Genomic DNA, 23,634 nt, shown 5'->3' with positions numbered 1-23,634 from the left:
GATTGGACACGATGCGCGGGCTACAGCGGCGGCGTCACGCCCAGCCGCGTGCTCCAGGCGCGCATCTGCTCGGCCAGCGCCGGCTCGATGGGAATGCCCTGGGCGCGGCGCTGCCGATCATGGTCGCGCTCGGGGTCGCCGGGCAAACGTGGGCTGCCGGGCTCGGCGGCCAGCTCGCCGGCCAGCTGCGCCACCACGGCGGCCAGCATCGCGCCGCCGGCAAAGCGTGCCGGATCGATGACGATGAAAAACGCGCCGATGCGCCGCGGCGCGTCCAGATCCTTGAACATCGGCGGAATGTGGGCGCCGAACGGTGCGCCGTTCAGCGGCCCGCACAGCAGGTCGACCATCAGCGCCATGGCATAGCCCTTGTGGCCGTACTGCTCGCCGCCCAGCGGCGTGACGGCGATGGCGGCGTCGGCATCGGTGGTGGGCCGGCCCTGGCCGTCGATGGCCACATCGGGTGGCAGCGGGTGGCCCTCGCGCCGGGCGTTCATCACCCGGTTCCAGGGGATCGAGGTGGTGGCCATGTCCAGGCAGGTGGGTTCACCATAGAGGTCAGCCCCCACGGCGCCCTGCGCCTGCCCCCCAAGGGGAACCGGGCCGTCTTGAGGCGGCTCGGCGCCGGCCCGGGCCCGGGGGAACGCGATGCTGATCGGGTTGGTGCCGAAGAAGGGCCGCGTGCCGCCGTGCGGCGCCGCAATGCTGTCGGCATGCGTGAACGCGAAGGCCACGAAGCCCTGGCGTGCCGCGGCGCGGGTGTACAGCCCGATGGCGCCGCAGTGCGACGAATCGTTCACTCCCACGGCCGCGATGCCGTTCTCGCGCGCGATCTCCATGGCCAGGCGGTTGGCCTTGTGCGCCACCACGATGCCCTGGCCGGCATCACCCGCCACCTGGGCCGTGCACGGCCCGCTGCGGGTGATCTGCAGCTGCGGCCTGGCCTTGATCGAGCCGCGGCTCAGCCGGTCGAGGTAGTGGGTGAGCCGGGCGATGCCGTGGCTGTCCACGCCCCACAGGCTGGTCTGCACCAGGCTGTCGGCCAGCTCGGCCGCGTCGTCGGGCGGCATGTCCACGGCCTGCAGGCAGGCGCTGGCCCAGGTGCGCAGCGTGTCGTGTTGAACCGGGATCGACCCGGCAGCAATGGGATGGCTCATGAGGCTGATCGAAGAAGGGCCGGACGCGCGCTGGGCCGCCCGAAGCCGGCCGGCCCACCCGCCCGGCGGGTGGCCTCGCAGACCTGCGAGGCCGGGTGCTGTCGGGTCACATCACGGCGCCGAGTTGCCAGGGCACGAACTCGTTCTGGCCGTAGCCGTGCAGCTCGCTCTTGGTCTTCTCGCCCGAAGCCGCCGCCAACATCATGCGGAAGATGCGCTCGCCGGCCTGGTCCACCGTCTCGGCGCCCTCGACGATGTCGCCGCAGTTGATGTCGATGTCGTCGGCCTGGCGCGTGTACAGCGCGTTGTTGGTCGAGAGCTTCAGGCTCGGGCTGGGCGCACAGCCATAGGCCGAGCCGCGCCCGGTGGTAAAGCAGATCAGGTTGGCGCCGCCGGCCACCTGGCCGGTGGCCGACACCGGGTCATAGCCCGGCGTGTCCATGTACACGAAGCCCTGGGCGGTGACGGCCTGCGCGTACTCGACCACGTCCACCAGGTTGGTGGTGCCGCTCTTGGCGATGGCGCCCAGGCTTTTTTCGAGGATGGTGGTCAGCCCGCCGGCCTTGTTGCCGGCCGAGGGGTTGTTGTCCATCTGCATCTGGTTGCGCGCGGTGTAGGCCTCCCACCAGGCAATGCGCTGCAGCAGCTTGGCGGCCACCTCGGCGCTCACGGCGCGGCGGGTGAGCAGGTGCTCGCCGCCGTAGATCTCGGGCGTCTCGCTGAGGATGGCGGTGCCGCCGTGGCGCACCAGGCGGTCCACCGCGGCGCCCAGCGCCGGGTTGGCGCTGATGCCGCTGTAGCCGTCCGATCCGCCGCACTGCAGGCCCACCACCAGGTGACGGGCCGGCACCGGCTGGCGCGTCACGCGGTTGGCCTCGGGCAGCATGGCCTTCACCAGTTCGATGCCACGCGCCACGGTCTTGGCCGTGCCGCCGGTGTCTTGAATGCTGAAGGCGGCCAGCTTCGCACCCTCCTGCAAGCCTTCCTGCGCGATCAGGCCCTGGATCTGGTTGGTCTCGCAGCCCAGGCCCACCACCAGCACGGCGGCAAAGTTGGGGTGCCGGGCATAGCCGCCCAGCGTGCGCCGCAGCACCTGCAGTTCTTCGCCGTCGCTGGCGGTGGCGCAGCCCATGCCGTGGGTCAGCGCCACCACACCGTCGACGTTGGGATAGTCGGCCAGGGCCTCCGGTCGGATGTCGCGCCGGAAGTGGTCGGCAATCGCCCGCGCCGCGGTGGCCGAGCAGTTCACGCTGGTGAGCACGCCGATGTAGTTGCGCGTGGCCACGCGGCCATCGGCGCGCACGATGCCCATGAAGCTGGCCGGCGCCGCCTCATAGGCGGTGGGCGTGGCCGCGGCGCCAGGCTCGTGGGCGCGCTCGAAGGCGCTGAAGGCCAGGTTGTGCGTGTGCACATGCTCGCCGGCCGCGATGTCGCGCGTGGCGCTGCCGATGATCTGGCCGTAGCGCCGAACCGGCTGGCCCTGCCGGATGGGCTGCGTGGCCAGCTTGTGGCCTGGCGGCACCAGGCCGGCCACGGTGATGCCCTCGGCCGGCAGCGCCAGGCCGCCCACCAATTGCTGGCGCGCGATGACGACATTGTCATCGGCATGGATGCGGATCACGGGACCGGTGCTCATGGGCGATGCCTTGCGGTGCGGTCAGCGGTCGATCAGGGCCGCATCCCAGGCGTGCACGGTCTGCTGCTGCTCGCCCAGCTTCTCGATGCCCAGGCGGATCACGTCGCCGGCCTTCAGGAACACGGGGTTGGGCTTGACGCCCATGCCCACGCCCGGCGGCGTGCCGGTGGTGATCACGTCGCCGGGGTTCAGGGTCATGAACTGGCTGACGTAGGCCACGATCTTGGCCACCGAGAAGATCATCGTCTTGGTGTTGCCGTTCTGGTAGCGATGGCCGTTCACCTCCAGCCACATGGCCAGGTTCTGCGGGTCACCCACCTCGTCGGCGGTCACCAGCCAGGGGCCGATGGGGCCGAAGGTGTCGCAGCCCTTGCCCTTGTCCCAGGTGCCGCCGCGCTCGATCTGGTACTCGCGCTCGGACACGTCGTTGATCACGCAGTAGCCGGCCACATGCTGCAGCGCATCGGCCTCGGCCACGTAGCGCGCGCGGCTGCCGATCACCACACCCAGCTCGACCTCCCAGTCGGTCTTCACCGAGCCCTTGGGCAGCACCACCGGGTGGTTGCAGCCCACGGCGCTTTCGACCGTCTTCTGGAACACGATGGGCTCGGCCGGGATGGGCAGGTTGGATTCGGCCGCGTGGTCGGCGTAGTTCACGCCGATGGCGATGAACTTGCTCATGCCGGTGAACGGCACCTGCAGCTCGCCTTGCGGCACCACCGGCAGCGTGGCGGCGTCCATGCTGGCCAGCGCCGCCAGCGACGAGGGCGACAGCGTGGCCGGCGTGATGTCGCCGATCAGGCCCGACAGGTCACGCACCTGGCCCTGCGCATCGAGCAGGCCGGGTTTGGGGTTGGCGCGCGGGCCGTGGCGGAGGAGTTTCATGCTCGGTGCTTTCTGTCGAGAGAGGTCAGTTGCTCCAGCCGCCGTCAATGACTTGGGCCGTGCCGGTGGTGAAGGAGGATTCATCGCTGGCCAGGTACACCGCCAGCGCGGCGATCTCGCTCACCTGGCCCAGGCGTCCCATGGGCTGGCGGGCCACGAAGGCGGCCTCCACCTGCGCAAGCGTCTGGCCGCTGGCGGCGGCCTGGGCGGCGATGCGGTCACGCAGGCTGGGCGACTCCACCGTGCCCGGGCAGATGGCGTTGCAGCGCACGCCCTGGGTGATGAAGTCGGCCGCCACTGCCTTGGTCAGGCCGATGATGGCCGCCTTGGTGGTGCCGTAGATGAAGCGGTTGGGCGCACCCTTGATGCTGCCGGCCACCGAGGCCACGTTGACGATGGCGCCACCACCGGCCGCCAGCATGGCCGGTGCAAAGGCCTGGATGGTGCGGAACATCGAGCGCACGTTCAGCGTCACGGCCATGTCGAAATCGGCCTCGGTGCACTGCAGCACGCTGCCGGCGTGCACAAAGCCCGCGCCGTTGAACAGCACGTTCACCTGCGGGTGGGCCTGGGCCAGCGCGCGGATCGCCTCGGGGTCGGTCACATCCAGGCGCTGCACGGCGTGGCCCGGGCCCAGGCCCGCCAGCTCGGCGGCCAGGCTGTCGAGCAGCGCGGTGTTGATGTCGGTGGCGATCACGCGCGCACCTTGGGCCGCATAGGCCAGCGCGGTGGCGCGGCCGATGCCCTGGCCGGCGGCGGTGACGAGGGCGGTCTTGCCGGCCAGGCGGCCGGGCTGGGTCGTGGTCATGGGATCGGGGTCTCCAGCGTGGAAGTCAGGGCAGGTCGGCGAAGCAGCCCAGCCGACGCCGGCGCTTCGGCGGGTGGGTCAGGTCACCAGCTGCACCTTGGTGCTGCGGGTCTTGTCGAGTGCCAGGTCGAAGGCCTCTTGCGCACGGCTGAGCGGCAGTTGGGCGCTGATCAGCGGGCGCACATCCACACGCCGGCTGCGGATGGCCTGCACCGCCCAGTCAAAGGCCAGGTGGGCGCGAAACACGCCGCGGTAGTCCAGCTCGCGGGCCATGATCTTGTTGGCCGGAAACGCGATCTCGTCGGGCAGCGTGCCCACCTGGATGATGCGGCCGCCGCGCTGGGTGACCGTCAGGCAGCTCAGCAGCGCACCGGGGTGGCCGGCGCACTCGAGGCTGACCTCGGCCACATCGGCCCAGGCCGCGATGTCGACCTGGTCGCTGCGCAGCACTTCGTCGGCACCGCACTGCAGCGCCACCTCGAGCGCGCGCGGCTGCACATCGGCCACGATCACGCGCGCCGCGCCGGCCAGGCGCGCGGCCAGCGCCGTCATGCAGCCGATGGTGCCGCCGCCGGTGATGAACACCGTCTCGCCCAGCACCGGCCCGGCGCGGTGGATGGCATGCAGACCGATCGACAGCGGCTCGGCGCAGGCGATCTCGCCCAGGCTGATGTGGGCCTCGGTGATGGGCGTGAGCTGGGCCTCGCCCAGCACGAAACGCTCGCGGAACATGCCCTGCGCATGCGGAAAAACGCTGGCGCTGCCCAGGAAGAACATGCTGCGGCACAGGTTGCCGCGGCCGGCGCGGCAGTAGCTGCAGCGGCCGCAGGCATGCGAGGGGTTGCAGGCCACGCGGTCACCGGCCTGCACCCGCGTGACGGCGCTGCCCACCGCATCCACCACCCCCGAGGCCTCGTGCCCTGGTACCAGCGGCTGGCGCACCGTGAACGCGCCCACCCGGCCATGGGTGTAGTAGTGCAGGTCGGAGCCGCAGATGCCGCCGGCGCCCAGGCGCAGGCGCACATCGTGCGGGCCCAGTTCAGGCGGGGCTTCATCAACCAGGCGCAGGTCGTGCGCGGCGTGGATCTGGCAGGCGAGGGTCATGTCGGGCCTTGGTGAACGGTCAGCCACGGCCCACGAAGGGCATCCTGGTGGCCATCACGGTGGTGAACAGCACATTGGCGCTCAGCGGCAGGCGGGTCATGGCCATGAAGGTCTCGACCAGCGAGCCCATGTCCATGCGCGCCTCGGGGCGCACGCTGCCATCGGGCTGGGGCACGCCGGCGGCCATCTTCAGCGTCATGTCGCTGGCCACGTTGCCGATGTCGATCTGGCCCACGGCGATGTCGAAGTTGCGGCCGTCCAGCGCGGCGGCGCGGGTCAGGCCGCTCACCGCATGCTTGGTGGCCGTGTAGGCAATGGTGCCGGGCCGCGGCACATGGGCGGAGATCGAGCCGTTGTTGATGATGCGCCCGCCCTGCGGCGTTTGCGTCTGCATCTGCCTGAAGGCCGCCGACAGGCAGAAGAACATGCCGTGCAGGTTGACATCCACCGCGCGCCGCCACTCGCTGGCCGACAGATCGCCCGGCAAGGTGTTGGGCAGCGACACGCCGGCGTTGTTGAACAGCAGGTCGAGCCGGCCGAAGCGCTGGCGCACGGTGTCGAACAACGCGGCCACCGCGTGTTCGTCGCTCACATCGCAGGGCAGGGCATGGGCGCGGCTGGCGGCCGCACCGGCCGCCGCGGCGGTTTCGGCCAGCGCATCGGCACGGCGGCCCACCAGGGCCACGGTCCAGCCCTCGGCCAGCAGGCCCAGGGCGCAGGCGCGGCCGATGCCGGAACTGGCGCCCGTGACCAGGGCGTACTTGTTGTTGACAGTGCTCATGGGGCGGTGAGGTCAGTGGTTGTCTTTGGGAACGAAGGCGCCACGCTTGCCGCGCAGGAAGTCGAGATCGACCCCCTCGTCGGCCTGCAGCACATGGTCGACGTAGAGTTTCCAGTAGCCGCTGTCCAGCGGTGGCTTGGGCGGCTGCCAGGCGGCGCGGCGCGTCTCGAGCTCGGCATCGTCCACATGCAGGTGCAGGCGGCGGCCGGCCACGTCCAGCGTGATCAGGTCACCGCTTTTTACCAGGGCCAGCGTGCCACCGGCCGCGGCCTCGGGCGCGGTGTGCAGCACCACGGTGCCGTAGGCGGTGCCGCTCATGCGCGCATCGCTGATGCGCACCATGTCGGTGATGCCCTTGCGCAGGATCTTGGGCGGCAGCGGCATGTTGCCCACCTCGGCCATGCCCGGGTAGCCCTTGGGGCCGCAGTTCTTCAGCACCAGGATGCAGGTCTCGTCGACATCGAGCGCCTCGTCGTCGATGCGGGCATGGAAGTCGTCGCTGTTCTCGAACACCACCGCGCGGCCGGTGTGCTGCATCAGCGCCGGCGTGGCCGCGCTGGGCTTGATCACCGCGCCGCGCGGTGCCAGGTTGCCGCGCAGCACGGCAATGCCGGCGGCGGGCTTGAAGGGCGCCGCCATGGTCTTGATCACGCGCGGATCGAAGTTCTCGGCCTCGGCCACGTTCTGGGCCATGCTGCGGCCGTTGGCGGTGATGGCCTCACCGTGCAGCAGGCCGGCCTCGAGCAGCTGGCGCATCACCACCGGCAGGCCGCCGGCGTAGCAGAAGTCTTCCATCAGGTGTTCGCCGCTGGGCTGCAGGTTCACCAGGCAGGGCAGCTCGCTGGCCAGGCGGTCGAAATCGTCGATCGACAGCGGCACGCCCAGGCGGCCGGCAATGGCGATCAGGTGGATCACCGCATTGGTGCTGCCGCCAATGGCCGCCAGCGTGCGGATGGCGTTCTCGAAGGCCTCTCGGGTGAGGATGCTCGACAGCGTCTGGTCGGCATGCACCATCTCGACGATGCGCCGGCCGGCGGCCCGCGCCAGCACATTGCGCCGGCCGTCGACCGCCGGGTAGGCGGCATTGCCGGGCAGGCCCACGCCCAGCGCCTCGACCATGCTGGCCATGGTGCTGGCGGTGCCCATGGTCATGCAGTGGCCGTGGCTGCGGTGCATGCAGCTCTCGGCTTCGAAAAAATCAGCCAGCTTCAGCGTGCCGGCGCGCACCTGCTCGCTCATGCTCCACACGCCGGTGCCGCTGCCCAGCTCCTGGCCGCGCCACTTGCCGTTGAGCATGGGCCCGCCGCTGACGCCGATGGTGGGCAGGTCCACGCTGCCGGCGCCCATCAGCAGGCTGGGCGTGGTCTTGTCGCAGCCCATCAGCAGCACCACACCGTCGATCGGGTTGCCGCGGATGCTCTCTTCGACATCCATGCTGGCCAGGTTGCGGTAGAGCATGGCGGTGGGGCGCAGCAGGGTCTCGCCCAGGCTCATCACCGGAAACTCGAGCGGAAAGCCGCCGGCCTCGTAGACGCCGATCTTCACCTGTTCCGCCAGCGTGCGGAAATGGCTGTTGCAGGGCGTGAGCTCGCTAAAGGTGTTGCAGATGCCGATCACCGGCCGGCCGTCGAACTGGTCGTGCGGCACGCCCTTGCCCTTGACCCAGCTGCGGTAGGCAAAGCCGTCGCGGTCCTGGCGGCCGAACCACTGCTGGCTGCGCAGATCCTTGGCGCGTTTTTTCTTCGGTGTGTCGCTCATCGTGTGCTCACGGTGCTCTGGCTTTGCGGGCGGCCGGTGTTCTCGTTTTCCCGGGCGCCCGGGTTTGTTGTGTCGAGATACTATGGTATGACGATTGAGCCGAATACCCGTGGAACCCCCGAGTTTTTGCAGGAGAGCGCAGCGGTGAACGCACCCCCATCCACGCCAGCGGGCACAGCCGCGCAGGCCCCGGCCGAGATCCTGTCGGTGACCCGCCCGTCGCCCCTGCTCGAGCCGCAGCTGCGCGCCGCCTTCACGCTGCACGACCGCCTGCACGAGAGCGATCCGGCCGCCTTTGCCGCCGTGGCGCCGCGCATCCGCGGCATTGCGGCCAGCGGCGAAAGCAAGGTCAGCGCCGAGCTCATCGCCAGCCTGCCGGCCCTGGAGGTGATCTCGGTGATGGGCGTGGGCTACGACGGCATCGACGTGGCCGCCGCCCGTGCCCGCGGCGTGATGGTCACGCACACGCCCGATGTGCTCAACGACGATGTCGCCGACCTGGCCCTGGCCCTGATGCTGGCCACCGCGCGCCAGATCCCGCTGGCCGACCACCATGTGCGCAGCGGCCAGTGGGCCGCCGCCGGGCCACTGCCGCTGGCACGCAAGATGAGCGGCGCGCGCCTGGGCATCGTGGGCATGGGCCGCATCGGCCAGGCCATTGCGCAGCGCGCCGCGGCCTTCAACATGGCCATTGCCTACACCGCGCGCTCGGCCAAGCCCGGGCTGCCCTGGCGCTACCTGCCCAGTGCCCAGGCCCTGGCCGCCGAGAGCGACTTTCTGGTGCTGATCACGCCCGGCGGTGCCGGCACCCGCCACCTGGTCAATGCCCAGGTGCTGGCCGCGCTGGGCGGCAGCTCGGCCGAGCGCGGCATCCTGGTCAATGTGGCCCGCGGCTCGGTGGTGGACGAAGCCGCGCTGATCGACGCCCTCGAGCGCGGCGTGATCGCCGGCGCCGGCCTCGATGTGTTTGCCGACGAACCGCGGGTGCCCGAGCGCCTGCGCGCGCTGCCGCAGGTGGTGCTGGCCCCGCACATCGGCAGTGCCACGCGCGCCACGCGCCAGGCCATGGCCGATCTGGCGCAGGCCAATCTGGCCGCCCACTTCAGCGGCCAGACACCGCCCACGCCGGTGCCCGAGTGCCGCGGCCACGGGTAAGTCCCGGGCTGAGCAGACATCATTCATCATACGATCATCATCCGGCATGACCGCCATTGACAAGCCCGCCCAACGGGCCACGACTGGAGACATCTCGATGCATGCACGCAACTGGATCACCGGCGCCTTGATCGCCGCCGGCCTGATGGCCACCACCTCGGCATTTGCCCAGCAGACCCTCACCGTGTGGTGGAACAAGGGCTACTACAAGGGCGAGGACGACGCACTGTTTGCCGCCGTGAAGGCCTTCGAGGAAAAGACCAAGAGCAAGGTCGCGCTGTCGCTGTATGCGCCGCAGGAAATCATCCCCAAGAGCGTGGCCGCACTCGATGCCGGCAACCCGCCCGATGTGGCCTATGGCGACGTGTACGACTTCCAGGTGGCGGCCAAGTGGGCCTATGACGGCAAGCTCGAAGACCTCAGCTCGATCATCGATCCGCTGCGCGCCAAGTTCGAGCCGCAGGCGCTGTCCACCGCCTTCTTGCTGAACAACGCCGACGGCAAGCGCGCGTACTACGCCTTCCCGATCAAGCAGCAGACCATGCACATCCAGTACTGGAAGGACATGCTGGCCGAGGCGGGCTTCAAGGACACCGACATCCCGAAAGACTGGAAGGGCTACTGGAGCTTCTGGTGCGACAAGGTGCAGAGCGCCTACCGCCAGAAGACCGGCTCGCGCGGCTATGCCACCGGCTTCCCGATGGGCGTGGATTCGAGCGACGCGTTCTACTCGTTCCTGACCTTCATGGACGCGCACAACGTCAAGCTGGTGAACGATTCGGGCAAGCTGCTGGTCGACGACCCGGCCGTGCGCCAGGGCCTGATCAATGCGATGACCGACTACACCTCGGTGTACGGCAAGAACTGCACGCCGCCGTCGTCCACCGCCTGGAAGGACCCCGACAACAACGTCGCCTTCCACAACAAGACCATCATCCTGACCCACAACGCGACGATCTCGATTGCCGCCAAGTGGCTCGATGACAGCACCAACGCCACGCTCACCGAGGCCCAGCGCGCCACGGCCAAGAAGAACTACGCCGAGAACATCGCCACCGCCGGCTTCCCGACCAAGCCCGACGGCAGCAAGATGCAGTACCGCGCCGCGGTGAAGGTGGGCGTGATCTTCAAGGACGCCAAGCAGAAGGCGCTGGCCAAGCAGTTCGTCAGCTTCATGCTCGACGAGAAGAACCTCACGCCGTATGTGGAAGGCTCGCAGGGCCGCTGGTTCCCGGTGCAGAAGACGGCACAGGAGAGCGCCTTCTGGAAGGCCGATGCCCACCGCGTGGCCGTGTACAACCAGTTCAAGAGCGGCACGGTGCCGTTCGAGTTCACCAAGAACTACAAGTTCACGGTGCTCAACAACGAGAACGTCTGGGCCAAGGCCATGAACCGCATCCTGAGCGAGAAGGTGCCGGTGGACAAGGCGGTGGACGAGATGATCTCGCGCATCAAGACCGTCGCCGCGAACTAAGCCCCCCCGAAGCGCCCAGGGGCGCTTCCCCCCCAGGGGGGCGTCCCGGCCAGCCCGGCCAAGCCGGGCTGGCGCGACTGCTTGAAGGTGCACGGCGCTGCGCGCGTGCGTGGCGCGCCCCGGTCGTGCCCATCGCCCTATCCCCGCCGACCTGACAGCGCTTCTGTCGATGTCTGAATACAGCGAGCCATGAGCACCGCAGCCCTTCCCGCACCGCTACCTGCACGGCCGATGAGCCCCTGGACCTTCTGGGGCCGGGCGATGCTGCTGCCCTACCTGCTGGTGTTCGTCGTCTTCGTGCTGTACCCGGTGGGCTACGGCCTGTGGCTGGCGCGCCATCCGTCCAGCTATGTGAAGCTGTTCGAAGACCCGATCTTCTTTCGCACGGCCATCAACACGGTGATCTTCATCGTGGTGGCGGTGAACCTGAAGATGCTGATCGCGCTGGGGCTGTCGGGATTTTTCGTCACCGCGCGCTGGTGGATCAAGATCCTCTCGGCCATCTTCATCCTGCCGTGGGCGGTGCCCAGCATTCCCACGATCCTGAGCGTGCGCTTCATGCTCAACCCCGAATGGGGCGTGATCAACACCACCTATTTCAAGCTCACCGGGCTCGACGGGCCGAACTGGCTCAACGACCCGATGCTGGCGCTGAGCTTCTCGATGCTGATGCACATCTGGAAGTCACTGCCCTTCTGGACCTTGATCCTGCTGGCCGGCCGCCTGGCCATTCCGGCCGAGCACTACGAGGCCGCCAGCGTCGACGGCGCCACCCGCTGGCAGAAGTTCCGCTTCATCACCTGGCCGTCGATGGCCGGCCTGTACATCACCAGCAGCGTGCTGTCGATGATCTGGACCCTGGGTGACTTCAACAGCGTCTACCTGCTCACCGGCGGCGGCCCGGCCGACCTGACCCATGTGCTGGCCACGCTCGGCATCCGCTACCTGCGGCTCGATCAGATCGAGCTGGCCATGGCCACCATCGTCGTCGCGCTGCCGCTGGTGCTGCCGATGGTGTTCCTGATGATGAAGCGCCTGTCGAAGTGAGCCGGCTGACATGAAACTCAAGAAGTTCATCACCGAGGCCCAGCTGCTGCTGGTGGGCATTCCGGTGCTGCTGTGGACGCTGATCCCCGTCTACCACCTGATGCTGTTCGCGATCTCGCCGCGTGACCAGGCCACCAGCGGCCGCCTGTGGCCCAAGGAGCCCACGCTGGACAACTTCGCCACCGTGTTCCAGCAAAAGCACTACTACCTCACCCACTTCTGGACGCAGCTGGGCAACTCGCTGTTCATTGCGGTGAGCGTGGGCGTGATCACGCTGGGCATCGCCACCTGCGCGGCCTTTGCGATCAGCCGGCTCAAGGTGCGCGGCGGCCGCACGGTGATGAACCTGGCGCTGTTCACCTACTTCATCCCCGCGGCCTTTCTGGCCGTGCCGATGTACAAGACCATGGCCACCTACGGCCTGCTGAACAACCACTGGTCGCTGATCCTGGCCATGGTGACGATTGCCACGCCCTACTGCATCTGGGTGCTCAAGCAGGCCAGCGACAAGCTGCCCTGGGAGCTGGACGAAGCGGCGCGCATCGACGGCGCCAGCCCGCTGCAGCTGTTTCGCCTGGTGTATGTGCCGCTGATGGTGCCCAGCCTGGTGGCGGTGGGCACCTACGCGCTGCTGCTGGCCTGGAACGAATACCTCTACGGCTTTTTGCTGCTCTCGGCCGAGACCGACATCACGCTGGCCGTGGCACTGGGCAATTTTCTGGCCGCCGACGATTCGCCGTGGGAGGTGCTGATGGCCACCGGCCTGGTCTACGCCGCGCCGCCCGCCGCCATCTACTACGCCTTCAAGCGCTACATGGTCTCCGGCCTCACCGCCGGCGCTGTAAAAAGCTAACTCACAAACATCATGGCTGCAGTCTCGTTTCGCAATGTCCAGAAAACCTATGGCGGCAAGGTCAAGGTGCTGCATGGCATCAGCACCGACATTGCCGACGGTGAATTCGTCGTGCTCGTCGGCCCCTCGGGCTGCGGCAAGAGCACCCTGCTGCGCATGCTGGCCGGTCTGGAGGAGATCTCGGGCGGCGAGATCCTGATCGACGGCAAGGTGGTCAACGAGCTCGAGGCCAAGGACCGCGACATCGCGATGGTGTTCCAGAGCTATGCCCTGTACCCGCACATGACGGTGGGCGAGAACATGGGCTTCAGCCTGCGCCTGCGCAAGGCCGATGCCGCCACCACGGCCGAGCGGGTGGCCAAGGCGGCCAAGATCCTGAACCTTGACCATCTGCTGGGCCGCTACCCGCGCGAGCTGTCGGGCGGCCAGCGCCAGCGCGTGGCCATGGGCCGCGCCATCGTGCGCGACCCCAAGGTGTTCTTGTTCGACGAGCCGCTTTCCAACCTCGACGCCAAGCTGCGCGTGGCCATGCGCGCCGAGATCAAGGCCCTGCACCAGCGCCTGAAGACCACCACCGTCTACGTCACCCACGACCAGATCGAGGCCATGACCATGGCCGACCGCATCGTGGTGATGCACGACGGCATCGTCGAGCAGATCGGCACGCCGCTCGAGCTGTTTGACCGGCCAGGCAACCTGTTCGTCGCGCAGTTCATCGGCTCGCCGGCCATGAACGTGTTCGAGGGCGCGGTGGCCGATGGCGCGGTGCAGGCGCTGGGCGTGGACTGGCCGCTGCCGCCCGGCTCGGCCGCCAGGTCCGGCCAGGCCGTGCACTACGGCATCCGGCCCACCGACCTGCGCCTGGCCGATGGCCCGGCGGCCGGCCCCGGCGGCCGGCACGGCATTGCCGCGCGTGTGGTGGTGGTCGAGCCCACCGGTGCCGAGACCGAGCTGCTGGTGCAGGTGGGCGACACCCGCCTGGTGGTGGTGATGCATGGCCGCACCGCCGCCCAGCCCGACGACACGGTGTACCTGCAGTACGACCCGGTGAAGGCGCATGTGTTCGACGGCGCCTCGCAGCAGCGCCTGTGACCCACCGGCCGCACGCTCGATGATCGACGCCTCCACCTTCCGCCTCGATGGCAAGCTGGCCCTGGTCACCGGCTCGTCGGCCGGCATCGGCCTGGCCCTGGCCCGCGGCCTGGCCCAGGCCGGCGCCGCAGTGGTGCTCAACGGCCGCGACGCCGGCAAGCTCGAGGCCGCCCGCGCCACGCTGGCCGCTGAAGGCCTCAACGTGCAGGCCCGCACCTTCGACGTGACCGACGCCGCGCAGGTCGACACCGCCGTGGCCGCCATCGAGGCCGAGCTGGCGCCGGTGGAGATCCTGGTCAACAACGCCGGCATCCAGCGCCGCGGTGCCTTCCACGAGTTTGCCGCGCAAGACTGGGCCGACATCATGCGCACCAATGTCGACAGCCTGTTCATCGTGGGCCAGGCCGTGGCGCGGCGCATGGTGGGCCGCCAGCGCGGCCGCATCATCAACATCGCCTCGGTGCAAAGCGAGCTGGGCCGCCCCGGCATCGCGCCCTATGCCGCCAGCAAGGGCGCGGTGAAGATGCTGACCAAGGGCATGGCCATCGACCTGGGGCCGCACGGCATCACCGTGAACGGCCTGGGGCCGGGCTACTTCAAGACCGAGCTCACCGCCAAGCTGGTGGCCGACGACACCTTCAGCGGCTGGCTGCTCAGCCGCACGCCCAGCCGCCGCTGGGGCGAGGTGGAAGAACTGGCGCCGGCCTGCGTGTTTCTGGCCAGCGACGCCGCGGCCTTCGTCAACGGCCACATCCTGTACGTCGACGGCGGCGTGACCGCCTCGCTGTGACAATCGCGGGCTCATGAACGCCATCAAGAACGTCCTGGGCCACACACTCGATCTGCTGGGTGAGGCCATCGTGTCGGGCCGCTACGGCCATGTGGGCAGCATTCCGCCCGAGGCCCAGCTGTGCACCGAGCTGGGCGTCAGCCGCACCGTGGTGCGCGAGGCCATCAAGTCGCTGGTGGCCAAGGGCCTGGTGACCACCGGGCCCAAGGTGGGCACGCGCGTGCTGCCGGCCGACCAGTGGAACTGGTTCGATCCCTCGGTGGTGGCCTGGCAGTCGCGCATCGGCCTCACGCGCGAGTTTCTGCGTGATCTGCAGGAGCTGCGCCGCATCGTCGAGCCGGCCGCCGTGCGCATGGCGGCCGAGCGCGCCACGCCCGCCGACATTGCCGAGATCGAGACCGCCTATGCCGGCATGAAGGCCGCCATCGAGCTGGGCGGCGACTACGTGGCCCACGATCTGCGCTTTCACCAGGGCCTGCTGCACGCCTGCCACAACCGCATGATGGTGCAGATGGGCAAGGCGCTGGGCGCGCTGCTGCGCACCAGCTTCGAGATCTCGACCTCGCGGCCTGACGGCCCCGCGCAATCGCTGCCGCTGCACCGCGCCGTGCTGGATGCGCTGATCGCCCGCGACGCCGACCGCGCCGAGCGCGCCTCGCTGCTGCAGATCGACGGCGCGCAGGAAGACATCGAGCAGGTGCTCGGCTCGCCGCGCCGCAAGCTGCCCTCGCTGGCCCTGCCCGCGCCGCCGCTGAAGGCGCCACGGTCGCCGAAGCCCGCCCGCCCGGCGGCCCCCGCCAAGACCGCCAAGACCTCCAAGCCCACCAAGCCGAGCCAGACCCTGACATGAAGATCCTGATCACCGGCGGCGCCGGATTCGTCGGCGCGCGCCTGGCGCGCACCCTGCTGGCCCGCGGCACGCTGGCTGGCACGCCCATCCGCTGCATCGTGCTGTCCGACCAGTTCGCGCTGGGCCCGCACCTGGCCGATCTGGCCGCCGACCCGCGCGTGCAGGCCCGCACCAGCCCGCTGCTGGCGCAGTGCGAGGCGCTGCGCGACGAGGCCTTTGACGGCGTGTTCCATCTGGCCAGCGCGGTATCGGGCGAGTGCGAGGCCGATTTCGAGCTGGGCCTGCGCTCCAACCTCGACAGCACCCGTGCGCTGCTCGATGCCCTGCGCGCCCGCGTGCAGGCCGGGGCGGCGCCCACGCGCCTGGTGTTCAGCAGCTCGGTGGCGGTGTTCGGCCTGACGAGGCCCACCCGATGCCGGCCGTGGTGACCGACAACACCCTGCCCACGCCGCAAACCAGCTACGGCATCCAGAAGTACATCTGTGAGCAGCTGGTGGCCGACTACACCCGCAAGGGCTTCATCGACGGCCGCAGCGCGCGGCTGATGACCGTCACCGTGCGCCCCGGCCGGCCCAATGGCGCCGCCTCGTCGTTCTTCAGCGGCATCATCCGTGAGCCGCTGGCGGGCGAGCCGTCGGTGTGCCCGGTGGCGCCCGAGACCTCGCACCCGGTGGCCTCGCCGGCCAGCACCGTGGCCGGGCTGATCGCCGTGTACGAGGCCAGCCGCGACGCCTACGCCGGCCGCACCGCGCTCAACCTGCCGGGCCTCACCGTCACCGTGCAGCAGATGCTGGATGCACTCGAGCGCGTGGCCGGCCCGGCCGTGCGCGCGCGGGTGAGCTTCCAGCACGACGTGCGCATTGCCGGCATCGTGGCGCGCTGGCCGCAGGCGGCGTCGGCGGCGCGCGCCCAGGCGCTGGGCCTGCAGGCCGATGCCAGCTTCGACGACATCATTCGCCAGTACATCGCCGACCATCGGGAACACCCTGAGGCGCTGAAGGGCCTGGCCGGCTGAAGCCGCGCCCGGCAAGGGCGTGGCGGCCAGGAGGGCCGTGGCATCATCGTCACGCAAGCCCCCACGGGACGCAGTGCCCGCCGTCCCGCCCGCCCCAGTGCATGGTCTGCCGCATGGTCCGCCGTACGTCCACCCCCCGCCGCTTCAGCCGCCGACCCGGCAAGCCTCGCCCCAACCGGCCCCGGCGGCCTGGTGCGCCCCTCACGGGTGCAGATGTCCGACATTGCGCGGCTGGCCGGCGTGTCGGTGTCCACCGTGTCGCGGGCACTGTCCGACAGCACCCTGGTCAATGCCGAAACCCGTGCCCGCGTGGCCGAGCTGGCGCGTTCGCTCAACTACAGCATCAACATCGGGGCGCAGAACCTGCGGCTCAAGCAGAACCGCACCGTGGCGGTGATCGTGCCCTACGACCCCGAAACCCGGCAGCACCTGAGCGACCCGTTTTTCCTGAGCCTGATCGGCAGCTTGGCGGATGCGCTGACCGACCGCGGCCACGACATGCTGATCACCCGCGTCGATGCCGGCCATCTGGATGAAGCCGCGCGGCCCTGGCGCACCGGCCAGGCCTCGGGCGTGGTGCTGGTGGGCCAGTGGCATCACCACGACCAGCTCAATGCCATGGCCGTGCAGGGTGTGCCCTTCGTGGTGTGGGGCGCGCAGATGCCGCAGCAGCTGTACGCCACGGTGGGCAGCGACAACATCGCCGGCGGCGAGCTGGCCACCGCCCATCTGATCGAGCGCGGTGCGCAGCGCGTGCTGTTCATGGGCGACCCCGAGCTGCCCGAGATCGGCCAGCGCATGCAGGGCTGGGAGCGCGCCCATGCCCGCATCGGCCGCACGGTGGACCCGGCACTGGCCCGGCCGGTGCCCTTTGTGGCCGACGACATCCGCCGCGAGGTCGATCAGCTGGTGCGCGACAAGCTGGCCTTTGACGCCGTGTTCTGCGCCTCCGACCTGATGGCCATGACCGTGATCAGCGCGCTGCGCCGCCATGGCCGCCGGGTGCCCGACGACGTGCGCGTGGTGGGCTACGACGACATCGCGCTGGCGGCCAACTTCGAGCCGCCGATCAGCACCGTGCGCCAGCCGATCAGCGAGGCCGGCGTGCTGCTGGTGCAGGGCCTGCTGGCCCAGCTGGCCGGTGAGCGCGTGGGCAGCCGGCTGCTGCGCACCGAGCTGGTGGTGCGCCAGAGCAGCTGATGTCGCGTCAGCGGCTGGCGATCAGCGGATGCCAAGCCGCCGCAGGCGATCAACGGCTGGCGATCAACGGCTGGCGATCAACGGCTGACGAGCCGCCGGCGGCGATCAGGCCACGGCTGAAGCGCCGTCGGCCGCCCGGCACACCCACACCGTGCCCGGCTCGCCCTCGGGCGAGCGGTAGTGGCTGCGCACCGCCTCGGTGGCGGCGGCCACGCGGGCCTCGGGCAGCAGGGCCACGGCGCAGCCGCCAAAGCCGCCGCCGGTCATGCGTGCGCCGCCCTCGGCGCCGATGGCCTGCTGCAGGATGGCCACCAGCTCGTCCACCGCCGGATGGGTGATCTCGAAGTCGTCGCGCATCGAGACATGCGAAGCCGCCATCAACCGGCCCATGGCCTGCAGATCACCGGCCGCCAGCGCCTGGGCGGCGGCCACGGTGCGCGCGCTGTCGCTCACGATGTGGCGCGCGCGGCGCAGCACCACGCCGTCCAGCCCGGCGGTGGCAGCCGGGTCGTCAAGCTGGGCCAGGCCCACGTCGCGCAGCGCCGGCACGCCAAAGTGGGCGGCCGCGGCCTCGCACTGCTGGCGCCGGGTGTTGTACTCGCTGTCCACCAGGCCGCGACGCACGCGGCTGTGCACGATCATCACCGCCACGCCGGCGGGCAGGGGCACGGCGCGGGCCTGCAGCGAGCGGCAATCGATCAGCAGCGCATGCTCGCGCTCGCCGCGGGCCGAGATCAGCTGGTCCATGATGCCGCAGCGGATGCCGACAAACTCGTTCTCGGCGCGCTGCGCCAGCTGGGCCAGCAGCGTGGGCGGCAGCTCGTCGAGGCCCTGCGCGGTCTTGAAGGCCTGGCCCACCGCCACCTCGAGCGAGGCCGACGACGACAGCCCCGCCCCCTGCGGCACGTTGCCGGCAATGGCCAGCTCCATGCCCTGCAGCGGCAGGCCGTGGGCCAGCATCACCTGCACCATGCCGCGGACGTAGTGGCTCCAGCTGGCGTCGGCGCGGTGGCCAATGGGCTCGTCCAGCGAGAAGCCATCACGCGCGCCCTGGCGGTCGGCCGCCACCACCAGCACCTGGCGGTCGGCACGCGGGCGCAGGGCCACCAGGGTCTGGCGGTCGATGGCGCAGGGCAGCACGAAGCCGCCGTTGTAGTCGGTGTGCTCACCGATCAGGTTGACGCGGCCCGGGGCCTGCACCAGTGCGCTCGGGGCGTGGCCGAAGCTGGACTCAAAACTGCGCAGCACGCGCTGGCGCAGGTCGGCATCGATCAGGGAGGTCATGGCGTCAGTCCGGGCTGGCGGGCAGGGGGTCAAGGTAGTGGCGGGCGGGCACGGCGCGCAGGCGCTCGGCGGCCTGCTCGGGCGTGAGGTCGCGCTGCGCCTCGGCCAGCATCTCGAAGCCGACCATGAACTTGCGCACCGTGGCCGAGCGCAGCAGCGGCGGGTAGAAGTGGGCGTGCAGCTGCCAGTGCGACACATCGCCCGGCGCGGCGCCGCTGCCGCCGGCGGCTGGGGCCGCGGGGTCGAACGGCGCGCCGTGCCAGCCCATCGAGTACGGGAACGAGCAGCCGAACAGGTTGTCGTAGCGCGCGGTGAGCTCCTTCAGCGCCACGGCCAGGTCGGCACGCTGGGCCTCATCGAGCTGGGGCAGGCGCTGCACGGCAAAGCGCGGCAGCAGCAGGGTCTCGAACGGCCAGGTGGCCCAGTGCGGCACGATGGCCAGCCACAGCGGCGTCTTCACCACCACGCGGGTGCCCAGTGCGGCCTCGCGCGCGGCCAGCTCGGCCAGCATCACGCGGCCATGCTGCTGCTGCCAGGCGCGCTGGTGGGCGTCTTCGAGCGCCGGCTCTTCGGGCACGAAGTCGCAGGCCCACACCTGGCCGTGCGGATGCGGGTTGCTGCAACCCATCATCGCGCCCTTGTTCTCGAACACCTGCACCCAGCGCCATTGGCGGCCCAGCTCGGCGGTCTGCGCGCACCAGGTGTCGATGACGCCGCGGATGGCCGGCAGCGGCAGCTCGGGCAGGGTGCGGCCGTGGTCGGGCGAGAAGCAGATCACCCGGCTGAGGCCGCGCGCCGGCGCGGTGGTGAACAGGCTGCCTGACGCCGCAGCGGCTTCAGGCTCGGCCCCGGTGGCCGGCCCCAGCTCGTCCGCGGTGAGCGCGGCAAAGTCGTTGTCGAAGACGAAGGTGCCGGTGTAGGGCGGATTGCGCTGGCCGGTGATGCGGGCGTTGCCGGCGCACAGGTAGCAGTCGGGGTCGTGCGCCGGGCGGGCGGTGGCGTCCAGCGGCTCCTGCTGGCCCTGCCAGGGCCGCTTGGCGCGGTGGGGCGACACCAGCACCCAGCGGCCGGTGAGCGGGTTGAGCCGGCGGTGCGGATGCTCGGCGGGGTTGAACGCTGGGGTCACGGGTGATCTCGGAGAAGGCCAGAAACCTCGCGCTACACTGAATCTAAAGCGCGTTAGTCGCATCGTAAAAAAGCTAACGCGTGTTAGGTTTAAGGGTTAACCCTCAATGAATCGCAGCCAACGCACCGGCCTGAACCGCGGGCCCACCAGCGCCGATGTGGCCCAGCGTGCCCAGGTGTCGCGCACCACGGTGTCCTTCGTGCTCAACGGCATCACCGACCGCGGCATCAGCCAGGCCACCTGCCAGCGGGTGCTGCAGGCCGCGCGCGAGCTGGGCTACGAGCCGCATGCCGCCGCGCGCATGCTGGCCGGCGGCGCCACCGGCACCGTGGCCCTGGTGCTGCCCAGCCTGGCGCACCTGCATGTGGATGCGTTTCTGGCGCAGCTGCTGGCCAGCATCAACGCCCAGTGCCACCAGCATGGCCTGCGGCTGCTGATCGAATCCACCGAGGGGGCGGGGCGCGAGCCGGGCGACTTTGTGCAGCTGGTGCGCAGCCGCCGCATCGACGGCCTGATCCTGGCGCACCTGCGCACGGCCGAGCTGGCGCATGTGCAGCAGCTGATCGAATCCGGCCTGCCGCTGGTGGTGCTGGGCTGCGGCCTGCCCGAGGTATCACCGCGCCACGCCATGGGCGACGACACGGCGCAATCGGCCCAGCTGGCGGTGCAGCACCTGATCGGGCTGGGCCATCGGGCGATCGGCTTCGTCAACTATGCGTCCACCGAGTTCCATGCCGCGGCGCAGCGCGAGGCCGGCTGGCGCAACGCGCTGGCACAGCACGGCATCGACGCCCCGGCGCACTGGCTGGCGCGCGGCGACTTCAGCGCCGAGAGCGGCTGGCGCGCCACGCGGGCGCTGCTGGCGCGGCGGCCGGGCATCACGGCGCTGTTTGCCGGCAACGACACCATCGCCTTCGGCGCGCTGCAGGCCATCCAGCAGGCCGGCCTGCGCGTGCCGCAGGACGTGGCGGTGGTGGGCTACGACGACATTCCGCTGGCCGCCTTTGCCACACCGCCGCTGACCACGGTGCATTCCGATCCGCAGGGCCACGGCGCCCAGGCCCTGAGCCTGCTGCGCGCCCAGATGGGCGACAGCGGCGCCAGCGCGGCGCTGGCGCCCGATCGGGTGCCGCAGCTGGTGCCGCAGCTGGTGCCGCACCTGGTGCAGCGGCAGTCCTGCGGCGCGCCGGCGCAAGCGCAAACACCGGCGTCATCCTCCGCGCAGCCACCGGCGCCGGCACCGGCGCCGGTGGCCGGGCCCGCTCAGAAGCTGTAGCGCACCGCCAGCTTGGCGCTGCGGCCGTTGATGGCGCGGGCGATGTACAGCGGGTTGGTGCCCAGGTTGTTCTGGCCCTCGGCCTCGGTGTAGGCCAGGGTGTTGAACAGGTTGTTCACGCCCAGCTGCAGCGTGAGGTTCTCGCGCAGCTCGTAGTTCAGGTAGGTGTTGACCGTGGCATAGCCCGGCAGCACCACCACGTTGTCGTCCTGCGCATGGCTCTTGGTGGTGCCCACGATGCTGGCCCCCAACTCGACCGGCCCGATCACGTAGCTGGGCGACAGCTGGTACACCAGCCTGGCCTGGCGCCGCGGGGTCTTGCCCATGTTGCTGCCCGAGGTGATCTGCGCATCGGTGAGCGTGGCGCCGCCGATCAGGCGCACCGGGCCGATCTGGGTGGAGAACTCGGCCTCGATGCCCTTGGACTCGTACGAGTTGTTCTTCACCGTCTGGGTGGTCAGCTCGTAGCCGGCGCCTTCACGGGTCTTGGCGAAGAAGGCGGTGACGAAGGCCGAGAAGCCCTGGCCGCGGTACTTGACGCCGGCCTCGACCTGGTCGATCTCGTTGAGCGGGTAGGGCGCCTTGCCGCTGTCCACGTCCAGGTCCCACACCACGCGGTCGGGCGACTTCCACGAGGCGCCGTGGCTGGCGCGGGCAAACAGCGCCAGGTTGCGCTGCAGCTCGTAGTTGGCGCCCACCGAGTACGAGGTGGCGTCGCTGCGCCAGCCGATGGCGTTGAGCCGCGCCGGGTTCCAGGTGCCTGTGGTGGCGCTGCCGAACTTCTGCGTGCCGCTGCCCTGTTGCCGGTCGTGGCGCACGCTGGCGTCGATGCTCAGCGGGCCCTGCTCGAAGGTGAGGGCGGCGTAGGGCGCGGTGGCGGTCACGCGCACGTCGATGTTGCGAAAGCAGCAGCCGCCCCAGGTGGTGGTGGCATCGCCCACCGCGCCGGTGCTGGCGGCGCCGGCGTTGTTGTAGACGCCCGCGCCATCGCCGCCGAGGCCGATGTTGTAGCGGTTCCAGTACCAGGTCTGGCCCACGTTCTGCTGGCCGTTGAACAAGCCGCCCACCAGCGTGAGCTTGCTGCCGGCCGCCAGCGCCAGCTCCTTGCTGATGCGCAGGTCGTTGAACACATTGCCCATGTCGTCGAGCGAGGTGTTGAAGATGTGCGCCGAGAACACCTTGGCCGTGCCCGCATAGTCGGCCGGCTGGCTGCCTGCCGGAAACACGCCGATGAAGCGGCCGCTGATCGCGCTCTTGCGAAAGCGCTCGGTGATCTGCAGCCCGCCGCCCAGGTTGAACTGGCCTTCGAGGCCGATCGAATCCACTTTCACCTGCAGACCGTCGGCCGGGTTGGTGGCCACGCGGTTGCCGTTCTTGTCGACCACCACATCGCTGGCGAACTTGCTGTTCACGAAGAAGGCCTGGCGCGGATCGACACCGGCAATCGTCTCGATCCTGCTGCCATTGGCCACCACCGGCACCGGCAGGTAGGTGGGGGTCTTGTCATGCAGGCTCTTGAAGTTGACGCGCAGGTAGCTGCCCTGGCCCAGGTCCTTGGTGAGGTTGGCGCGGAACTGGCCGCCGTTCTCGAGCGTCACGTCGGTGTTGCGCGGGCCTTCGCCATGGCGGTAGAAGCCGCCCATCTGAAACGTCAGGCCATCGCCCAGCTTGCCGCCGTAGGCAAAGTCGAGCCGCATCTGGCGGTGGTCGAGCCCGGTCGAGAAGCCCAGCGCACCGCCGGCGGCCTTGCCGGTCTTGCTGCGGAAGTTGACGATGGCCCCGGGTGCATTGGTGGCCAAAGTTGACGACGAGCCGCCGCGGATCACATCGACGCCGTCGGTCATGAAATCGGCACGCACGAACTGGTCGGCGGTGGCGAACGACATGTCGCCGATCAGCAGCACCGGCAGGCCGTCTTCCTGCAGTTGCACATAGCGGCCGCCGCCGTCGCTCATGGGCAGGCCACGCACGCCCAGGTTGGCATTGCCCTCACCACCGCTCGACTCGGCGCGCAGGCCGGGCACGGTGCGCAGCACATCGGTGGCGCTGGCGGCCACGGTGTTTTGCAGCGAGTCGCCGTCGAGGGTGGACAGCGACACCGACTGCTTCATCTTCGTGCGCGCGGTCGAGGTGCCGGTGATCACCACGCTGTCGAGCTTGAGGCCGTCACCGGCCGCGGCGCCACTGGCCGCTGCGGCCTGCTGGGCCTGGGCCAGCGCCGGCATCAGGCACAGGCTGGCGGCCACGGTGGCGGCTGCAGCGGCCACGGGGCGAAGCGAAAGGGCACGGGGGTTCATGGTCTTGTCTCCTGTGGGTGGTGGGCATCGGGGCCGGCGGCGCGCA

At 70.0% G+C, this 23,634-nt stretch carries 19 protein-coding genes and 1 pseudogene; 10 read left to right on the top strand and 10 right to left on the bottom strand.

The window, feature by feature from the left end:
• Positions 1-20 precede the first annotated feature (20 nt).
• The 7 genes from N4G63_RS25050 to N4G63_RS25020 all read right to left on the bottom strand — a co-directional run bounded on the left by N4G63_RS25050 (position 21) and on the right by N4G63_RS25020 (position 8,129).
• Complete coding sequence (locus N4G63_RS25050) at positions 21-1,157, bottom strand: Ldh family oxidoreductase (RefSeq protein ID WP_260789696.1); 1,137 nt, start codon at positions 1,155-1,157, stop codon at positions 21-23.
• A gap of 106 nt (positions 1,158-1,263) precedes the next feature.
• Positions 1,264-2,793: a D-arabinonate dehydratase gene (locus N4G63_RS25045; RefSeq protein ID WP_260789695.1), complete on the bottom strand. Its 1,530-nt coding sequence runs from the start codon at positions 2,791-2,793 to the stop codon at positions 1,264-1,266.
• 21 nt (positions 2,794-2,814) lie between these two features.
• On the bottom strand, positions 2,815-3,678 hold the full coding sequence (locus N4G63_RS25040) for a fumarylacetoacetate hydrolase family protein (protein ID WP_260789694.1): 864 nt from the start codon (positions 3,676-3,678) through the stop codon (positions 2,815-2,817).
• Positions 3,679-3,703: 25 nt separating this feature from the next.
• Positions 3,704-4,486, bottom strand: a complete 783-nt coding sequence (locus tag N4G63_RS25035; RefSeq protein WP_260789693.1) for an SDR family oxidoreductase — start codon at positions 4,484-4,486, stop codon at positions 3,704-3,706.
• Positions 4,487-4,564: 78 nt separating this feature from the next.
• Positions 4,565-5,590: an L-idonate 5-dehydrogenase gene (locus N4G63_RS25030; protein ID WP_260789692.1), complete on the bottom strand. Its 1,026-nt coding sequence runs from the start codon at positions 5,588-5,590 to the stop codon at positions 4,565-4,567.
• 19 nt (positions 5,591-5,609) lie between these two features.
• Positions 5,610-6,371, bottom strand: a complete 762-nt coding sequence (locus tag N4G63_RS25025; protein WP_260789691.1) for an SDR family oxidoreductase — start codon at positions 6,369-6,371, stop codon at positions 5,610-5,612.
• A gap of 12 nt (positions 6,372-6,383) precedes the next feature.
• Positions 6,384-8,129, bottom strand: a complete 1,746-nt coding sequence (locus N4G63_RS25020; RefSeq protein WP_314600281.1) for an IlvD/Edd family dehydratase — start codon at positions 8,127-8,129, stop codon at positions 6,384-6,386.
• A 144-nt stretch (positions 8,130-8,273) separates the two neighbouring features.
• Between N4G63_RS25020 and N4G63_RS25015 the strand changes: the two genes are divergently transcribed.
• The 9 genes and pseudogenes from N4G63_RS25015 (at position 8,274) to N4G63_RS24975 (ending at position 17,605) form a co-directional block, all read left to right on the top strand.
• On the top strand, positions 8,274-9,284 hold the full coding sequence (locus N4G63_RS25015; RefSeq protein WP_443112096.1) for a 2-hydroxyacid dehydrogenase: 1,011 nt from the start codon (positions 8,274-8,276) through the stop codon (positions 9,282-9,284).
• Between the two features lie 97 nt (positions 9,285-9,381).
• Positions 9,382-10,758 carry an ABC transporter substrate-binding protein gene (locus N4G63_RS25010; RefSeq protein ID WP_260789689.1) on the top strand — a complete coding sequence of 459 codons (1,377 nt, stop codon included), beginning with the start codon at positions 9,382-9,384 and terminating at the stop codon, positions 10,756-10,758.
• A 189-nt stretch (positions 10,759-10,947) separates the two neighbouring features.
• Entirely contained in the window at positions 10,948-11,805 is an 858-nt protein-coding gene (locus tag N4G63_RS25005) for a carbohydrate ABC transporter permease (protein ID WP_314600280.1), read from the top strand.
• A gap of 10 nt (positions 11,806-11,815) precedes the next feature.
• Positions 11,816-12,658 (top strand): carbohydrate ABC transporter permease, encoded by an 843-nt coding sequence (locus tag N4G63_RS25000; protein ID WP_260789688.1) that lies wholly within the window; start codon positions 11,816-11,818, stop codon positions 12,656-12,658.
• Between the two features lie 12 nt (positions 12,659-12,670).
• Entirely contained in the window at positions 12,671-13,750 is a 1,080-nt protein-coding gene (locus N4G63_RS24995; protein WP_314600279.1) for an ABC transporter ATP-binding protein, read from the top strand.
• 19 nt (positions 13,751-13,769) lie between these two features.
• The gene (locus tag N4G63_RS24990; protein WP_260789687.1) at positions 13,770-14,540 is read left to right on the top strand and encodes an SDR family oxidoreductase; all 771 of its coding nucleotides are present in this window, start codon (positions 13,770-13,772) and stop codon (positions 14,538-14,540) included.
• Positions 14,541-14,553: 13 nt separating this feature from the next.
• Positions 14,554-15,390 carry a FadR/GntR family transcriptional regulator gene (locus N4G63_RS24985; protein ID WP_260789686.1) on the top strand — a complete coding sequence of 279 codons (837 nt, stop codon included), beginning with the start codon at positions 14,554-14,556 and terminating at the stop codon, positions 15,388-15,390.
• A pseudogene (denD, locus tag N4G63_RS24980) lies at positions 15,387-16,405 on the top strand (D-erythronate dehydrogenase). The gene N4G63_RS24985 and the pseudogene denD overlap by 4 nt, the downstream one beginning before the upstream one ends.
• A 213-nt stretch (positions 16,406-16,618) precedes the next feature.
• Complete coding sequence (locus N4G63_RS24975) at positions 16,619-17,605, top strand: LacI family DNA-binding transcriptional regulator (RefSeq protein WP_260789684.1); 987 nt, start codon at positions 16,619-16,621, stop codon at positions 17,603-17,605.
• Positions 17,606-17,710: 105 nt separating this feature from the next.
• Here the strand turns inward: N4G63_RS24975 and galK are convergent, their stop codons facing one another.
• Together galK and N4G63_RS24965 are read right to left on the bottom strand one after the other, a co-directional pair.
• Entirely contained in the window at positions 17,711-18,889 is a 1,179-nt protein-coding gene (gene galK, locus N4G63_RS24970; protein WP_260789683.1) for a galactokinase, read from the bottom strand.
• Positions 18,890-18,893: 4 nt separating this feature from the next.
• On the bottom strand, positions 18,894-20,015 hold the full coding sequence (locus tag N4G63_RS24965; protein ID WP_260789682.1) for a UDP-glucose--hexose-1-phosphate uridylyltransferase: 1,122 nt from the start codon (positions 20,013-20,015) through the stop codon (positions 18,894-18,896).
• A gap of 106 nt (positions 20,016-20,121) precedes the next feature.
• Here N4G63_RS24965 and N4G63_RS24960 point away from each other — a divergent pair, with 106 nt between their 5' ends.
• The gene (locus N4G63_RS24960; protein WP_260789681.1) at positions 20,122-21,291 is read left to right on the top strand and encodes a LacI family DNA-binding transcriptional regulator; all 1,170 of its coding nucleotides are present in this window, start codon (positions 20,122-20,124) and stop codon (positions 21,289-21,291) included.
• Here the strand turns inward: N4G63_RS24960 and N4G63_RS24955 are convergent.
• Complete coding sequence (locus N4G63_RS24955) at positions 21,279-23,588, bottom strand: TonB-dependent receptor domain-containing protein (protein ID WP_314600278.1); 2,310 nt, start codon at positions 23,586-23,588, stop codon at positions 21,279-21,281. The two genes, N4G63_RS24960 and N4G63_RS24955, sit on opposite strands and share 13 nt — an antisense overlap.
• Positions 23,589-23,634: the final 46 nt, after the last annotated feature.

It is taken from the genome of Aquabacterium sp. OR-4 (assembly GCF_025290835.2).
Lineage (GTDB): Bacteria > Pseudomonadota > Gammaproteobacteria > Burkholderiales > Burkholderiaceae_C > Pseudaquabacterium.
Note: the sequence above shows the minus strand (reverse complement) of the source record. Positions and strands in the feature narration are given on the sequence as shown.

Excerpts from the sequence above, each read along its gene's own strand:
- N4G63_RS25050 (WP_260789696.1), bottom strand. The coding sequence starts at position 1,157 with ATGAGCCATCCCATTGCTGCCGGGTCGATCCCGGTTCAACACGACACG.
- N4G63_RS25045 (WP_260789695.1), bottom strand. The coding sequence starts at position 2,793 with ATGAGCACCGGTCCCGTGATCCGCATCCATGCCGATGACAATGTCGTC.
- N4G63_RS25040 (WP_260789694.1), bottom strand. The coding sequence starts at position 3,678 with ATGAAACTCCTCCGCCACGGCCCGCGCGCCAACCCCAAACCCGGCCTG.
- N4G63_RS25035 (WP_260789693.1), bottom strand. The coding sequence starts at position 4,486 with ATGACCACGACCCAGCCCGGCCGCCTGGCCGGCAAGACCGCCCTCGTC.
- N4G63_RS25030 (WP_260789692.1), bottom strand. The coding sequence starts at position 5,590 with ATGACCCTCGCCTGCCAGATCCACGCCGCGCACGACCTGCGCCTGGTT.
- N4G63_RS25025 (WP_260789691.1), bottom strand. The coding sequence starts at position 6,371 with ATGAGCACTGTCAACAACAAGTACGCCCTGGTCACGGGCGCCAGTTCC.
- N4G63_RS25020 (WP_314600281.1), bottom strand. The coding sequence starts at position 8,129 with ATGAGCGACACACCGAAGAAAAAACGCGCCAAGGATCTGCGCAGCCAG.
- N4G63_RS25010 (WP_260789689.1), top strand. The coding sequence starts at position 9,382 with ATGCATGCACGCAACTGGATCACCGGCGCCTTGATCGCCGCCGGCCTG.
- N4G63_RS25005 (WP_314600280.1), top strand. The coding sequence starts at position 10,948 with ATGAGCACCGCAGCCCTTCCCGCACCGCTACCTGCACGGCCGATGAGC.
- N4G63_RS25000 (WP_260789688.1), top strand. The coding sequence starts at position 11,816 with ATGAAACTCAAGAAGTTCATCACCGAGGCCCAGCTGCTGCTGGTGGGC.
- N4G63_RS24995 (WP_314600279.1), top strand. The coding sequence starts at position 12,671 with ATGGCTGCAGTCTCGTTTCGCAATGTCCAGAAAACCTATGGCGGCAAG.
- N4G63_RS24990 (WP_260789687.1), top strand. The coding sequence starts at position 13,770 with ATGATCGACGCCTCCACCTTCCGCCTCGATGGCAAGCTGGCCCTGGTC.
- N4G63_RS24985 (WP_260789686.1), top strand. The coding sequence starts at position 14,554 with ATGAACGCCATCAAGAACGTCCTGGGCCACACACTCGATCTGCTGGGT.
- N4G63_RS24975 (WP_260789684.1), top strand. The coding sequence starts at position 16,619 with ATGTCCGACATTGCGCGGCTGGCCGGCGTGTCGGTGTCCACCGTGTCG.
- galK (WP_260789683.1), bottom strand. The coding sequence starts at position 18,889 with ATGACCTCCCTGATCGATGCCGACCTGCGCCAGCGCGTGCTGCGCAGT.
- N4G63_RS24960 (WP_260789681.1), top strand. The coding sequence starts at position 20,122 with ATGAATCGCAGCCAACGCACCGGCCTGAACCGCGGGCCCACCAGCGCC.
- N4G63_RS24955 (WP_314600278.1), bottom strand. The coding sequence starts at position 23,588 with ATGAACCCCCGTGCCCTTTCGCTTCGCCCCGTGGCCGCTGCAGCCGCC.